The sequence below is a fragment of the Rhizobium sp. GN54 genome (assembly GCF_021026345.1).
Taxonomy (GTDB): Bacteria; Pseudomonadota; Alphaproteobacteria; order Rhizobiales; family Rhizobiaceae; genus Mycoplana.
Genome location: NZ_JAJNCZ010000006.1, coordinates 141,366 through 156,263, shown reverse-complemented (window position 1 = coordinate 156,263; position 14,898 = coordinate 141,366). Strand labels below are relative to the sequence as shown.

General features: G+C 65.5%; 12 protein-coding genes. 5 read left to right on the top strand and 7 right to left on the bottom strand.

Annotated elements, in window-relative coordinates; all coding sequences use genetic code 11:
• Window positions 1-64: 64 nt before the first annotated feature.
• A complete protein-coding gene (locus tag LQK81_RS17215) occupies window positions 65-1,168 on the top strand; it encodes an efflux RND transporter periplasmic adaptor subunit (RefSeq protein WP_230807598.1) in 1,104 nt (367 codons plus the stop codon).
• A complete protein-coding gene (locus LQK81_RS17210) occupies window positions 1,165-4,254 on the top strand; it encodes an efflux RND transporter permease subunit (RefSeq protein ID WP_230807597.1) in 3,090 nt (1,029 codons plus the stop codon). The genes LQK81_RS17215 and LQK81_RS17210 overlap by 4 nt, the downstream gene beginning before the upstream one ends.
• A 103-nt stretch (window positions 4,255-4,357) precedes the next feature.
• Here the strand turns inward: LQK81_RS17210 and LQK81_RS17205 are convergent, their stop codons facing one another.
• A complete protein-coding gene (locus LQK81_RS17205; RefSeq protein WP_230807596.1) occupies window positions 4,358-5,536 on the bottom strand; it encodes a helix-turn-helix domain-containing protein in 1,179 nt (392 codons plus the stop codon).
• A gap of 653 nt (window positions 5,537-6,189) precedes the next feature.
• Complete coding sequence (locus LQK81_RS17200; RefSeq protein ID WP_230807595.1) at window positions 6,190-7,203, bottom strand: zinc-binding alcohol dehydrogenase family protein; 1,014 nt, start codon at window positions 7,201-7,203, stop codon at window positions 6,190-6,192.
• 103 nt (window positions 7,204-7,306) lie between these two features.
• On the opposite strand from LQK81_RS17200, the gene LQK81_RS17195 reads away from it, so the two are divergent.
• On the top strand, window positions 7,307-7,687 hold the full coding sequence (locus LQK81_RS17195; protein WP_230807594.1) for a winged helix-turn-helix transcriptional regulator: 381 nt from the start codon (window positions 7,307-7,309) through the stop codon (window positions 7,685-7,687).
• A gap of 50 nt (window positions 7,688-7,737) precedes the next feature.
• Here LQK81_RS17195 and LQK81_RS17190 read toward each other — a convergent pair whose 3' ends face one another.
• Window positions 7,738-8,472, bottom strand: a complete 735-nt coding sequence (locus LQK81_RS17190; RefSeq protein ID WP_230807593.1) for a 4'-phosphopantetheinyl transferase family protein — start codon at window positions 8,470-8,472, stop codon at window positions 7,738-7,740.
• Window positions 8,473-8,715: 243 nt separating this feature from the next.
• On the opposite strand from LQK81_RS17190, the gene LQK81_RS17185 reads away from it, so the two are divergent.
• A complete protein-coding gene (locus LQK81_RS17185; RefSeq protein WP_230807592.1) occupies window positions 8,716-9,189 on the top strand; it encodes a hypothetical protein in 474 nt (157 codons plus the stop codon).
• 95 nt (window positions 9,190-9,284) lie between these two features.
• Window positions 9,285-10,427, top strand: a complete 1,143-nt coding sequence (locus tag LQK81_RS17180; protein WP_230807591.1) for an AI-2E family transporter — start codon at window positions 9,285-9,287, stop codon at window positions 10,425-10,427.
• 27 nt (window positions 10,428-10,454) lie between these two features.
• On the opposite strand, the gene ppk2 is transcribed toward LQK81_RS17180, so the two are convergent.
• The 4 genes from ppk2 to LQK81_RS17160 all read right to left on the bottom strand — a co-directional run bounded on the left by ppk2 (window position 10,455) and on the right by LQK81_RS17160 (window position 14,616).
• A complete protein-coding gene (gene ppk2, locus LQK81_RS17175) occupies window positions 10,455-11,285 on the bottom strand; it encodes a polyphosphate kinase 2 (RefSeq protein WP_230807590.1) in 831 nt (276 codons plus the stop codon).
• Window positions 11,286-11,308: 23 nt separating this feature from the next.
• Window positions 11,309-13,021: a SulP family inorganic anion transporter gene (locus LQK81_RS17170; RefSeq protein ID WP_230807589.1), complete on the bottom strand. Its 1,713-nt coding sequence runs from the start codon at window positions 13,019-13,021 to the stop codon at window positions 11,309-11,311.
• A 96-nt stretch (window positions 13,022-13,117) separates the two neighbouring features.
• Window positions 13,118-14,275 (bottom strand): HlyD family secretion protein, encoded by a 1,158-nt coding sequence (locus LQK81_RS17165; RefSeq protein ID WP_230807588.1) that lies wholly within the window; start codon window positions 14,273-14,275, stop codon window positions 13,118-13,120.
• Window positions 14,275-14,616 (bottom strand): DUF3302 domain-containing protein, encoded by a 342-nt coding sequence (locus tag LQK81_RS17160; protein WP_183806633.1) that lies wholly within the window; start codon window positions 14,614-14,616, stop codon window positions 14,275-14,277. The genes LQK81_RS17165 and LQK81_RS17160 overlap by 1 nt, the downstream gene beginning before the upstream one ends.
• Window positions 14,617-14,898 lie beyond the last annotated feature (282 nt).

Sequence of the window (14,898 nt, the reverse complement as noted above, 5' to 3'; positions counted from 1 at the left end):
CACATGCCGAAGCCTGTGCGCGGGTGACCGCGCACAGCACCTTTTCCCTCCAGACGAGGTCGCCATGACGCGCACGCTTTCCGCATCGAGAAAAGTCATCCTGCGCGGTCTGGGTCTGGCCGCCGCCCTGTTGCTCGTGTCCGGCTGCCAGGGCGAGGACGAGCAGGCGGAACTGCCGCCGCGGCCGGTCAAGACGGTCACCGTCTCCTTCAACCCGGACGACACTTTCGGCTCGCTGGTCGGGGAGGTCCAACCCAGGTTCGAAACCAGTTTCAGCTTCCGCCAGGGCGGGGAGGTCCGCGAGCGCACGGTCGATGTCGGCGACCTCGTCAAGACCGGCGACGTGCTCGCCCGGCTCGACAGCGAAGACCAGCAGGACGCCGTCCGCAAGGCGGAGGCCAACACCTTCGCCGCCCGGGCAAACCTGGACAACGCCGTCCTGAACCGCGACCGGCTGCAGTCCCTCTATCCGCGGACGGCGACGCGGCAGGCGCTCGACGCGGCGATCGCCCAGGCGACCACGGCGCAGGCGAGCGTGGATGCGGCGGACGCGGCCCTGCGCGTTGCCAACAACAACCTCGACAACCGGACGGTGATGGCCAATGCCGACGGCGTCGTCACCGCCGTCGGCGCCGAGGTCGGGCAGATCGTCGGCGGCGGCCAGATGGTGGTCCGGGTCGCGCGAATGGAGGAGAAGGACGCCGTCTTCCAGGTGCCCGAAAGCGCGATCCAGTCCGCGAGCCGCGACATGCGCATCGAGGTTCGCCTCCTCAGCAACCCGCAGAGCACGACAGGCGGCCGGGTGCGCGAGATCTCGCCGGTCGCCGATCCGATCACCCGCAACTTCACCGTCCGCGTCGCCCTCGACAACCCGCCGGAGGACTTCCGCTTCGGCAGCGCCGTGCGCGGCAGCGTCCGGCTGACCGGAGATCCGGTCGCGCGGCTGCCGATGACCGCCCTCTTCAATCAGGGCAGCGGCTCGGCAGTCTGGATCGTCGATCCCGGCAGCAGCACGACGAAGCTCGTGCCGGTCACGGTCCTTCGCTTCGAGACGCAGGATTTCCTGGTCACCAAGGGCATCGCCGACGGCGACCACGTCATCGTCGCCGGCGCGCAGCAATTGCGGCCCGGCATGGCCGTCCGCCTGCTCGAAGGAAGCCTTCAATGAGCGGCGGCTTCAACCTGTCCGAATGGGCGATCAAGCGCCAGGGCCTGATCGTCTTCCTCATGCTTCTCGGCGCCATCGCCGGCGCCCTGTCCTTCTGGAACCTTGGCCGCAGCGAGGATCCTGACTTCACCGTCAAGACCATGCTCGTGAGCGCCGCCTGGCCGGGGGCGACGATCGAGCAGCAGAGCGACCAGGTGACCGATCGGCTGGAACGCACGCTCCAGCAGGTACCCTTCTTCGATTCGCTGCGCAGCCTGACGACGGCGGGCCAGTCCGTCATCTACGTGGTGCTCGACGACTCGACGCCGCCGGCCGAGGTCGCGGAAGTCTGGTACCAGGTCCGCAAGAAGGTGGGCGACATCCGCCACACATTGCCGCCCGGCGTCGCCGGCCCGTTCTTCAACGACGAGTTCGGCGACACCTTCGGCATCATCTACGGATTGACCTCCGAGGATTTCAGTGACCGGGAGCTGCGCGACTGGGCCTATGAGGCGCGAAATCGCCTCCTGCAGGTCGAGAAGATCGGCAAGGTCGAGATGCTCGGCACCCAGGACGAGACGATCTACATCGAATTCTCGACGCAGCGGCTGGCGAGCCTGGGCTTGAGCGGCGCCACCATCATCAGCACGATCCAGGCGCAGAACGCCGTCCTGCCCGCCGGCACGGTGACGACCGACGCCGACCGCACCGTGCTCGAGGTTTCCGGCGACCTCAAGGATGAGAACGACATCCGCAACCTGAACATACCGACAGCGTCCGGCTTCGTCCGGCTGGGCGACATCGCCAGCGTGGTGCGCGGCACCGTCGACCCGCCGCAGCCGATGTTCCGCATCAAGGGCAAGCCGGCGCTCGGCATCGCCGTATCGATGGCGAGCGGCGGCGACATCCTGGCGCTTGGCCGCAACATCGACACGGTGATGGCGCGCTTCCAGAACGACCTGCCGATCGGCATCGAGTTGGTGCAGGTCGCAAGCCAGCCGGAGGTCGTCACCAACGCGATCCGCGGCTTCACCGTCTCGCTGATGCAGGCGATCCTGATCGTTCTCGGCTGCAGCCTCGTGGCACTCGGCCTGCGCGCCGGCCTCGTGGTCGCCGTGTCCATCCCGCTCGTGATGGCGATGACCTTCCTGATGATGGAGATGACGGGGATCGCGCTGCAGCGCGTCTCGCTCGGCGCCCTCATCATCGCGCTGACGCTGATGATCGACGATGCCATGGTCGCCGTCGAGATCATGCTGGCCAAGCTCGAGGAAGGGATGGAGCGCGTCCAGGCGGCGTCCTTCGCCTATACCTCCACCGCCTTTCCGATGCTCGCCGGCACGCTCGTGACCATCGCCGGCTTCATCCCGGTCGGCTTCGCCCAGAGCGTTTCCGGCGAATATGCCCGCTCGCTCTTCCTCGTCATCGCCTATGCGCTGATCATTTCATGGCTGATCGCCGTGCTCCTGATGCCGATCATCGGGCTTGCGGTGCTGAAGTCGGGAACGGCATCCGGCAGCAAGCCAGAGAGCGCGCTGATCGGCACCTTCCGCCGCCTGCTACACACATGCATGCGGATGCGCCTTGTCGTCATTGCCGCAACCGTCGGACTGTTCGTCGTCTCGCTGCTCGCTTCGGGGCTGATGAACCGGCAGTTCTTCCCGCCGTCCGACCGCCCGGAACTGATGCTGCAACTCGTGCTGCCGCAGAACGCATCGATCCATGCCACCGAGGCGACTGCGCGACAGGTCGAGGAGATTCTCGCCGGCGATGAAGACGTGGTCGACTGGAGCTTCTATGTCGGCTCCGATGCCATCCGCTTCTACCTGCCGATGGACATCCAGCCGCCCGCGCCGTTCCGGGCGCAGGCGGTCATCATCGCCAGCAGCGTCGAGGGACGTGACGCCCTCCAGACGCGGTTGCAGACGGAACTGGACGAGAAATTCCCCAACGTCGTCGCCCGGCTGTCGCCGCTCGAAATGGGCCCCCCGGTCGGCTGGCCGGTCCAGTATCGCATCGGCGGCCCCGATGTCGCGAGCGTGCGCGACCTCGCCTGGAAAGTGGCCGACGTGCTCGGCGACGTCCGCGGCGTTATCGCGCCGAACCTCGACTGGAACGAGCCGATCCGCAAGGTCGTCATCGAGGTCGATCAGGACCGCGCCCGTCTCGTCGGCCTGAACTCGTCGGCGATCGCACAATCGCTCTTCGCCACCACGTCCGGCCTGCCAATAACGCACGTGCGGGACGCTATCTATCTCGTCAACGTCGTGGCGCGGTCGGCACCGGAAGAGCGCGCCAATATCGATACCCTGCGATCGCTGCAGATCCCGATCGGGCCGAACCGCACCGTACCGCTGGCCAGCATCGCAACGATCGAATACCGGACCACCCAGCCGCTGATCTGGCGACGTGACCGCGTCCCCACCATCACGGTCCAGGCCGACATGACCGAGGGTGTGCTGGCGGCATCCGTCGTCGAGGAGGCCGAGCCCCGGATCGAGCAGTTGCGTCGGGACAATCCGGGCTTCAGCATCGAGATCGGCGGATCGGTCGAAGGTGCGGAGACCGGCATGGCCTCGGTCACCGAGATGCTGCCGGTCATGGCGATCATCATGATCATCATCCTGATGTTCCAGTTGCAGAGCCTCAATCGCCTGCTCCTGGTGTTCAGCGTCGTGCCGCTCGGACTCATCGGCGTGGTGGCGATCATGCTGATCACCAGCACGCCGGTCGGCTTCATCGCCGTTCTCGGCATGATCGCGCTCATCGGCATGATCATCCGCAACTCGGTGGTGCTGATCGACCAGATCGACAAGCGGATCGAGGAAAAGGGCAAGACCTGGCAGAGCGTCATCGACGCGACGGCCAACCGCGTTCGCCCGATCTTCCTGACCGCCGGCTCGACCATTCTCGGCATGCTGCCGATCGTGCGCGATCCCTTCTGGAAGCCGCTCGCCTTCACGGTGATCGGCGGGTTGATCGTGGCGGCGGTGCTGACGCTGATCTTCCTTCCGGCCCTCTATGTGGTCTGGTTCCGCGTGCCGCCGGAAGCAACGGCAACACCCGTGCCGGCCGACACGAAGGAGCCGGCGCCGGCTCCCGCATGATCGTCATGCCGAAAATGGAACGGTTTCGGGGAGATACCGGCGATTTCGCCGCCGGCACTGATCGCGATCCAGAGGAACCCGGAGCACGGCTGTTCCGGCGCCGTCAGGCGATCGCGCAGCAGGGAGCGATTTCGGATTTGGCGCCGCTCTGGAGGCGCCAGAGGAGCGCGCCGAGCCGATCTTCCGGCGGCAGGCTCGCCAGGTTGGCGTCGGCATGGTTGGGCGCGCCGATCCGCTTGCCCTTGCGGACCTCGCTGGGGCTGTAGCCGAATTCCCGTTTGAAGGCGCGGCTGAAATCGGCGCTGTCGAAGCAACGTTGTTCGGCGATATCGAGAATGCGACGCTGCTCGCGCGGGTTTGCCAGCGCGGAATGGGCGTCGAGCAGGCGCCTGTGCTGGATATAGCGATTGACCCCGCCCGCCGGCTCGAACAGACGATAGAGGCGGGTGCGCGAGACCGCCAGTTCACGCATCAGGAGCTTGGCGCTCAGTCGCGGATTGAAGAGGTTCATCTGCACGAACTGCCGCGCCCGCTCCTGCAGGCCACCCGAGATGGCATCGCTCTCGTCCTCCAGGCGGTCGTCGGTCGGTTCCACGCAGGCCAGGATCATGTCGCGCGTGGCCGACATCAACCGCGGCAACTCGTCGATCCGCATGCAGGTCAACTGATGGGCGAGACCGATCATGAAACTGGTGAACATGCGCCCCATGGCCGTATCCAGCGTGGTGAATTCCGCCGCATCCAGGATCCGCGCCATGTCGCGGCAGAAGTCGCGCGGCACCCAGAGCATCAGCATCTCGCTGTCGGAAACCACGCCGTGATACGGCCGCCCCAGCGAGTGGATCTGGACGATGCCGGGCCGCCCGTGGAAGGTGGAACGCTCCGTCGTCGTGGTGCACTGCCCGCTGAGCAGCAGCGTCATCACCCAATGGTCGAGCGGGCGGCACTGGACATGGGCCGGGTGGCTGGAAAAACGCAAGGCTCCCGTCTTGATGCGCGAGAATCCAAGGCCGCCCAGATCCCATAGGGCCTGGCTGCCCTGGAACTCCGTCCTCGCATCCCGCGTCACCTCGAGCATCGGTGCGAAGGAGCGTCGCCAGGCATCGAAGCGCTCAGCGACCGGCAGGTCATCGGTGGAGAAGGTATAGCCAGCGACCGAGGGCGACATTGCCGTATCGACCGGCGCCGGCGTATTGGCGCGAGGCGGGCGCGAATGCAGGGTGGCGGGGCTAAAGCCAGGATCGAACGCTGGCGATATGCTCACTCCATTGTCTGTTCTCATGGCAGAACTCCCATTCGCACGACGTCCAAAGCTTCTTGACGGAGATGCGCAGAGCCTTCGGCGAACATGCGCGACACCGCGCATCAGCGCGGAAAGCGCTTCCCCTCTTCGACCAGTTCAGAACAAGTATTGATGCGGAACGTCCGCTCGGCAGGAGACCTGCCGCCAACTCCGGCGTCAGCAGGTGCCAGACGGAACCTTCATCAGGGACCGCAACATAGAGGGGAATTTGCTATTCGCTTCAGGCATGCCGACACTCCATGGTCGAAGTTTTGTCCCTTCGGGTGGACTTATGCGATGCACTGCTTGCCGTCGATCATCGTCGGGAGGAACAGACACGACCGAACCAGTCTTGCCGCCGGATGACAAGGCATCCCCGACTTGTCTCCCTATCCCGATTTGAAGACTAGCCGGGAACGGCATGTGATTCAACTACAGGATGGGTCAGTTATTCATATATTCCGCGCGCTTAATTGATGGCTGACGCATGGTATCGGCAGCTGCGCTGCCGATACTTCGGCCGCCGCCGTCTCCCGTCTCTGTCTCGGCCGCCGGCGGTCATGTTTCGAAAGGTCCTGATCCCGGCGAAGGCCGCGGCGATGAGTCGGACGGACCGCGGCAAGCGCACGCCCGCCTCGCCCTGCCTGGCGGGATCAGAAGCCTTCAAGGACGATCTTGCCCCGGGCCTTGCCGCTTTCCAGAACGGCATGCGCCCGCTTGAGGTTGGCGGCATTGATCGGTTTCAGCACTTCGGTCACGGTCGTCCTCACCTGTCCTTCATCGACGAGGCGTGCGACTTCGTCGAGCAACTTGCCCTGCTCGTCCATGTCGGCGGTCTCGAATATCGACCGCGTGAACATCAACTCCCAGTGGATCGAAACCGCCTTCCTCTTGAAGCCGGTCACATCGAGGCTCTGTGGATCGTCGATCAAGCCGAAGCGGCCCTGCGGCGCGATCAGCTTGATGATCTCGGCAAGATGGTGCTGCGTCTCGGTCGTGGAGAACACGTAAGACGGCGCGCCGATGCCGAGCACTTCCACCTGCTCGGCCAGCGGCTTGCCATGGTCGATCACGTGGTGGGCGCCGAGTTCCAGAACCCAGTCCCGGGTCTCCGGCCGCGACGCCGTGGTGATCACGGTCAGGTCGGTCAGGGCGCGCACCAACTGGATCGCGATCGAGCCGACGCCACCGGCACCGCCGACAATGAGAATGGATTTCGAGGCACCGGCGACCGGCCTGCGGATGTCGAGCCGGTCGAACAGCATCTCCCAGGCCGTGATCGCGGTCAGCGGCAGCGCGGCCGCCTCGGCGTCGGAAAGCGTCTGCGGCGCATGCCCGACGATCCGCTCGTCGACCAGGTGATACTGGCTGTTCGCACCTTGACGGATCAGCGAACCGGCATAGAAGACGCGATCACCCGGCTTGAACGACTGAACGTACTCTCCCACCTCGAGCACGCGGCCGACCGCATCCCAGCCCAGAACCTTCCACTGGCCGGGCTCGGCGGAGACGCCCTTCCTGATCTTGTAGTCGACCGGATTGACGGAAACGGCGGAAACCTCGACCAGGATGTCCCGGCCCGCGGCCACCGGCCTTTCCAGCTCCACGTCCACCAGCGCGTCCGGCCGGTCCAGGTCTCCCGCGTTCTTGTATGCAACGGCTTTCATGACATTCTCCTTGAGACAAGTTGATATGACGCAAGGATGGGACTATATTCTCGGAGACGCAATGCGCACAAAAAAAGCCTATAGTGCACAAAAGGATACTGTCATGGCCAAGGTTCGCCACAGCCGCTTCGATTGCAGTCCGGGTTGCTCCGTCGAGGCTGCGATCGGACTCATCGACGGCAAGTGGAAGTCGGTGATCCTGTTTCACCTGCTGGACGGGACGCTCCGGTTCAACGAGCTCCGCCGGCAGATTCCCGGTGTCACCCAGCGCATGCTGACCAATCAGCTACGCGAACTCGAGCAGGACGGCCTCATCGATCGCAAGGTCTACGCCCAGGTTCCACCGAAGGTCGAATACAGCCTCTCGCGTCTGGGGCGGAGCATGGAGCCTGTCCTGCTGGCCCTGAAAGACTGGGGCGATGCGAACATCGGGCTCTACGGCAAGCCCGACGCCCTGCGCGAGAAGGACGTGAAGGCCGCCTGACTAGGCCCCTTGTTGCGGAGCTTTCAACCGACCACGCCGGCGTTGCGCTTTTAACCCGATTTGGGACCAGCCAGTTCGTGCAGCGCTTTGCGCAACGCGTCCGGATCGCTGCACCGCACGAGCCGCAAGGACGCGCCGTCGGTCGCTACCGCGAGCAGGTGGCCGTCGTCGAGGCTCAGCCAGCACCCATCGTATGTGCCCGCGGGAAGGGCGACGCGGAAACCATCCGGCCGGTGCTCCACTGTGACCCGGTCGGGCGCGATCGACAGCCCGCTGCCTGCCGCCTTCAAGGCCGCCTCCTTGGCGGTCCACAATCTCAGGAACGGGACCGCGCCGGGCGACAGGGTTGTCGAAACCTCTTCCGGTGACAAAAAGGACGCGGCGATCTCGCGCCAGAACAGCTCGGGCCTGTCCGCCTCCACATCGATGCCGACCCGGCCCGAACCCGACAGGCCGACCGCGATCCAGTCGCCGCCATGGGACAGGTTGACGTCCACGCCCGGCGCGCCGACGAGAACCGGCTTGCCGTTCGGCTCTAGCCGGAACACGAGGCTTGCGGGGTCGCGACCGATCGATGCCCCGATCGCCGCGCGCGCCAGAAGGTGCGCGGCCCTGTAGCGGTGCCTGTCCTCGTCGCGGACGAAATTTGCGGCCTGCCGCCGTTCCGCCCGGTCGAGCACATCCCGGTCGCCGAGCAGGACCAGTGCGGCCTTGACCGGCGCGGCAATGACCCAGTCCCGAACCTTCCTGTCGCTCCCCGCAGCCACGGCATATCGCTCCTGCATCGGCATCGCCTCTCCACCCCGGACAGCAGGATACGAGGTCGGAAGCGGGCTGCAAGCACCGCATTCAACACACTCGCTCCGGACCGGGATAGTTGGTATCATTTCGATATCGGGCCGGCTGCGAAATCGGGGGGTCACCGCAACCGCCATCCGCTCGGCATTGGCCGACGGACTGCCGTATGTCGCCGCGGCCCGGCGATCAGGATGCGTCATCTACCCAAGCGACATTCCAGGAGGTGTGCCATGAGCCAGAATGACAAGGCAGACACCGGCAGGCCTGCCGTCCCCAGCGCCGAGGACCTGCGCAAGAACATCCTCACGCAGCAGATGGCGGAGATGGATCGGGAGGACCAGATCAGGAAGCGCCAGCAGGAAGAACTGTCGAAGTTCGCCGACGACTTCTTCCACAAGCATGTCGGTGAAGAGGAACGGTCGATCATTCGCAACGTCGTCATGCGGGCGGTCAAGGAAGGCAAGATGGAGGCGCTGGTCTACAGCTTTCCGTCGAGCTTCTGCAGCGACAGCGGCCGGGCGATCAACAATGCCGATCCGGACTGGCCGAGCACACTCCAGGGCAAGGCGAAGGAGCTCTTCGACGCCTTCAAGGCCAACGCCCAGCCGCAGGGCTATCGCCTGAAGGCCATGGTCATCAATTTTCCCGGCGGCATTCCCGGCGATATCGGCTTCTACCTGAACTGGGAACCGCCGGTCGCCTGAGACACCGCAAGCGTCCCGTTTCAGCATGACGCCGCGCCTCGGGGACCGCGAGCGCGAATGGCGTCCCGACCGCATCAGGCGTCCGGAGGTGACGCATGGACAGAGAGATTGCCCCTGATCCCGCCGGGCAGCAGGGCGCGGACGAGATGGAGACGAGGATCACCGACTTCGTCAGGCTCGGCATCGTCGGGCTGTTCGCCTACTGGTCGCTGAAGCTGGTGGCGCCGTTCCTCGTCATCATCATCTGGGCGGCGATCCTGGCCGTGGCCCTCTACCCGGCCTACCGGGCCCTCACGGTTGTCCTTGGCGGCAGCAAGCGGCTTGCGGCGATCACGCTGACCGCGCTCAACCTCGCTTTGATCTTGGGACCGCTGACGGCGCTGAGCCTCGGCTTTCTCGAGGCCACGGAGCATCTCGCCCGCAACCTCGACACGGGCACGCTGCACCTGCCGAGCCCGCCGGCCGGACTTCGAGAATGGCCGGTCTTCGGCGAGGACCTGCACCGGGCCTGGTCGCTGGCGACCAGCAACCTTGCAGAGACCATCGATCGTTTCCAGCCCACGCTCATCAAGGCCGGCGGCGTCGTCCTCGCCAAGGTCGCAAGCATCGGCATGGGCCTGCTCGCCTTCATGGCTTCGGTGATCGTATCGGGCTTTCTGCTCGTGCCCGGGCCGCGGCTGGCGGAAAACACCAATCGCTTCGCCCATCGGATCGCCGGCGAGCGGGGCGTGGGCTTCATCCGGCTCGCCACCTCCACGATCCGCAACGTGGCGAGCGGCGTCATCGGCGTGGCTCTGCTTCAGACGCTCCTGGCCGGGATGGTGCTCTATGGCTTCCACGTGCCCGCCACCGCCATCCTGACATTCGTCATTCTCATTCTCTGCATCGTCCAGCTCGGCCCCGGGCTGGTGCTCCTGCCCGTCATCATCTGGGGCTGGCTGTCGATGTCGGCCGGAATGGCGCTGGCCCTGACCCTGCTCCTCGTACCGATCGCCGTGATCGACAACGTCATGAAGCCGATCCTCGTCTCGCGGGGCCTGTCGACGCCGATGCTGGTGATCCTCACCGGCGTGATCGGGGGCACGATCTCCTACGGCCTGATCGGCCTGTTCCTCGGGCCGATCGTCCTCAGCGTGTTCTACGACCTGCTCGTGGCCTGGGTCCGACATCCGGACGGCGCGCCGCCGCCGGTCGAAAAGCCGTCAGCGATCGCCGGGAAGCCGCCCGCAGCGCCGTGACGCAAGGGCTCTGCGGGCTGCAGGAGATCACCACTCCACGTCTGGCACGACCTTGCGCGGGGTCTTGTCCTCGACATAGTCGTCCGGCCGCTTCTGCCGCTTGCCGAGTTCGGGCTCATCGAACTTCACGCGCTCATAGGGGATCGATTCGAGCAGATGCGAGATGCAATTGATCCGAGCCCGCTGCTTGTCATCCGAGGGCACGATCCACCAGGGCGCGTGCTCGCTGTCGGTCATGCGGATCATATCGTCGTAGGCGCGCGTATAGTCCCACCACTTCCGGTAGGATTCGAGATCCATCGGGCTGAGCTTCCATTGCCGCACGGGGTCGTCGATGCGCTGGCGGAAACGTCGCTCCTGTTCGTCCTCGCTGACGGTGAGGAAGTATTTCAGCAGGATCGTTCCGCTTTCGACGATCGCCGCCTCGAAGCGCGGTGCCAGTTCCAGAAAACGCCTGGCCTTCTTCTCGGTGGTGAAGCCCATCACCCGGTCGACGCCGGCCCGGTTGTACCAGCTGCGATCGAAGATGACGATCTCGCCGCCCGCCGGCAGTTGGGCGATGTAGCGCTGCATGTAGATCTGCGTCTTCTCCCGGTCGGTCGGCGCGGGTAGCGCCACCACCCGGAACACGCGGGGACTGACACGTTCGGTGATGCGCTTGATGACGCCGCCCTTGCCCGCCGCATCCCGGCCCTCGAAGATGACGACGATGCGTGCGCCCGACTTCTTGACCCAGGCCTGGAGATGCGCGAGCTCCACCTGCAGGCGCGCCAGTTGCTTCTCGTAGCTCTTCTTCCTGCTCTTCTTGTCCTCCGCCTGCGCGGAAGACGCTGCCCGTTCGCCCTTGTGCTTGCCCATCGCCTCATCTCCTCGGATTGACGTTAGCTTTCAGCGACTGTCCTGCTTTCGATCTCGTGGACCCGGAACGCCTGCAACACATCGTCGAGGTCGTCGAAGACGCGGTCGGCGCCGATGCGGTCGATCACGCCGGCCCGCTCCAGCAGCACCCGCGCCTCGGCATGGACCTCGACGAGGCCGAACTCGACGCCGCGGGCGGCCATCTCCTGCCTCACCTCGTCGATCATCGCCGTCGCGGTGCTGTCCATCTGGGTGATGGCGCTCGCGTCCAGCATGAACCAGCGGGTGCCCTCGGGAAGCTCCGCGATGATGGTGCGCAGGCGGTCGTGCACGTAGTCGGTGTTGAAGAACAGCAGGCTGCCCTCCAGCATCCAGACCACCAGGCCGGGAACGGCCCGCGCCTCGGCGCGGCGATGCAGCTTGTAGAAGCCGTCGCTTCCGGGAATGCGCCCGAGGAAGGCGTCGCGCGGGTACATCATGTTCCGCAACAGGTAGACGAGGGTGGCGGCGATGGCGATGACCACGCCGTTCAGGACGCCCAGGCTGATGGCGCCCCACATGGTGATCAGCGCGAAGGCGAACTCCGCGCGGCTGATCCGCCAGATCTGCTTCAGCTCGGCGACATCGATGAGGCTGATGGCGGCTGCGGCCAGGATCGCCGCAAGCGCCGCCACCGGCAGGATGCGCAGGGCATCGTTGAGGAAGAGCAGGGTCGCGATCAGTGCCAGCGCCGAAACCACGCCGGCGAGTTGCGAGCGACCGCCGACGGAGAGATTGATCGCCGTCCGGGAATCCGAAAAGCTGACGGGAAAGGCGCCGAAAAGCCCGCTCGCGATGTTGACGCTGCCGAGGCCGGCAAGCTCCCGGTTGGCGTCCACGTCTTCGCCGATCCGGGCACCGAAGCTGCGTGCGGCAACGATGCCGGATCCGAAGCTGACGAGGAACACCGAGGCGGCTCCGAGGAGGAGGCCGTCAATCGGCAGGCTGGCGACAGGCGGCAGCGAAAGGGTGGGGAAGCCGGTGGGAATGTCGCCGACGACGGCAATCCCCCTTCCCCTGAAATCGAACAGCGCCGACAGCGCGACGGCGACCGCCACCACGACTACCGGGCCGGGGACAGGAAACCGCAGGGCCCTCGCCACCTGCAGCACCGCGAACATGGCGAGCGCGAGCGCCACCGTCGGCCAATGGATCAGATCCCGCTTCTGCACGAGCTCGATCAGCGGAGCGAGCAGCCCGTCCGCCTCGATCCTGACGCCGGTGAAGCGGCCGATCTGTCCGATCAGGATCGACACCGAGATGCCGGCGAAGAAGCCGACGAGGATCGGGCGGGAGAGAAAGGTCGCGAGAACGCCGAGCCGCATCGCCCTGGCCGCCAGGCAGAGCACGCCGACACCGATCGCAAGGGCGGCCGCTATGCCCACCCGGTCGATCGCCGCCGAGGCCGGCATTGCCGCAGCGATGGCCGTGATCGCCGCCGCAAGGACGGTCATCGTCGCCGCGTCGGGACCGACGATCAGGCGCCGGGAATCGCCGAAGACGGCATAGGCGAGCGGCGCCGCGATGCTCGCATAGAGGCCCGTCTCCGGCGGAAGGCCGGCAATGGCGGGATAGGCGATCGCGCTCGGCAGGCCGACGGCCGCAATCGAGAGACCAGCCGAAATATCGCCGCGCAGCCAGCCTACCCTGTAGCCTGACAGCCCCCTGAACACGGGCAGGTCAAAACTGCTGCTCATTGCTCCTGCCTGTCCTTGCCAAGCCTCAGGTGAAGGATCTCGCCGCCCGCCGGAGAGCGGACGGTTGCCGCTCGAACAGCTATGGCGCCCGGCCGTTCAATGCTCCAGGAACACGAAGTTCATCCAGGCGCTCATCCGCAGCAGGACCTTGCGCAGGATCGCCACATGATGCCAGTGCTCGGTGTAGACGGCGACGTCCGCGACGACGCCGCCCGGCAACTGGTAGGCGCTGAGGTCGTCCTGGATCTCGATCACGGCGAGCGTCTGCCCGGGATTGAGCCGTTCGGGCGCCTGGGGATCGATCAGTGCTCCCGTGGGCTGCAATTGCCCTTGCGCCATCACATCGATGATGTTGCCGACCCTCGCCTTGAAGATCCGACCGGGAACGGCCTTGAACGACACCTCGGCCTCGTCGCCGACGCGAACGCGCTGGAGCGAGTTCTGGATGAAGGCCGCGGCAAGGATGCGCTCCTCGCTGCTGATGAAGACCATCACCGGGCGAAACGGCAGGGGATTTGCCATCATGCCCGGCCGCAGGAACACCTGCGTCACATAGCCGTCGCTCGGCGCCCGCACCGTCGTCTGGTCCAGTTCGAATTCCGCATTGCGCAATTCCGCCTGAAGGCGGGCGACGGTGGGATTGATGCCGTTGATCTGCGATTCATAGGCGAGCCGCGCCTGCATGGCCTGTGCCTGGGCCGTGCCGACCGCCGCCTGTGCCGTCAGATAGGCGCCGCGACGATTTTCGACTTCGAGCTCCGAGACCGCCGTCTCGCCGGTGCGGGTCCTCGAGCTCTCGAAGATCTCCAGATAGCGCTCGTAGCTCTGTTGCGCCCTGTCGCGCGAGGCTTCCGTTCCGGCAACGAGCGAGACCGCGCCGTCGAGCGCCGCCTTCAACTGGCGCACCGACTGCTCCGCTTCCGCAAGCGACGCCATCTTCTGGTCCACCGTGTACTGGTAGGGCCGCGGGTCGATGCGAAAGAGCACGTCGCCCTTCTTCAGGGGGGCATTCATCTTCACCGGCACCTCGACCACGATGCCGCCAACGGCCGGGATCACCGGAGCAGAGGTGAAGTAGATGCGGCCGTCCCCGGAATAGGGGTGGTTGTAGCTCATGATCAGGAGCAGGGCCGATATCAGGAAGATCCCGCCGAGAACGGCGGTGGAGACCGTCCACTGGTTGACCGGAACCCGGAATATCTTGAAGATCGCCACGCAGATCGCCGCATAGGTCAGGATGAGGAGAAGATCCATCAGGCGATCTCCCTCTGTCCGAGCTTTTCTTCCAGCTCCGCGACGCGCGCCTGCAACCGGGCGACCTCGGCGTTCGCCTGTATCTCGGATTGCAGCTTTCCGTCCCGGCGGATGCCCCACCCGCGATCCTCGCGATAGACCGTCGCCCAGATGAAGAGGAAGGGCCAGATGGCGTGCAGCGTGAACAGGCTGACCCAGCCGGCGACGTGGATGGCGTCCTGGTGCGGGTGCTTGCGCGACTTGGCGATCCTGTGCGGGATGTCGTGAATGGCGATGATGCCGTAGAACAGCGTCAGCACGGTAAACAGCAGCACGCCGAGCGCAAAATAATCGAGAAACACGCCCAATCCTCCGCCCCACAGCTCGCTGCGAACGCAGCGATTTCAATGCATGCATCGAAGGCGGCTGCCCGCCCCTGGTCATCGCCTGTGCTCTAACCCGGTCGGGAGCGCGGTCCGTCGGCGGGGCTTTCCGGGCCGGGGCCTGTGTCGCCACAGGCGATAACGCCATAGTTTCAGGTATCTTACGCCAAGGCCGCGTCGCGATCCAACAATATCGCATCGGTTGCGTTACGATGATCGGGCCGACGGCTGCAGCGGCGAAGACAGGGAGCTGCGTCATTA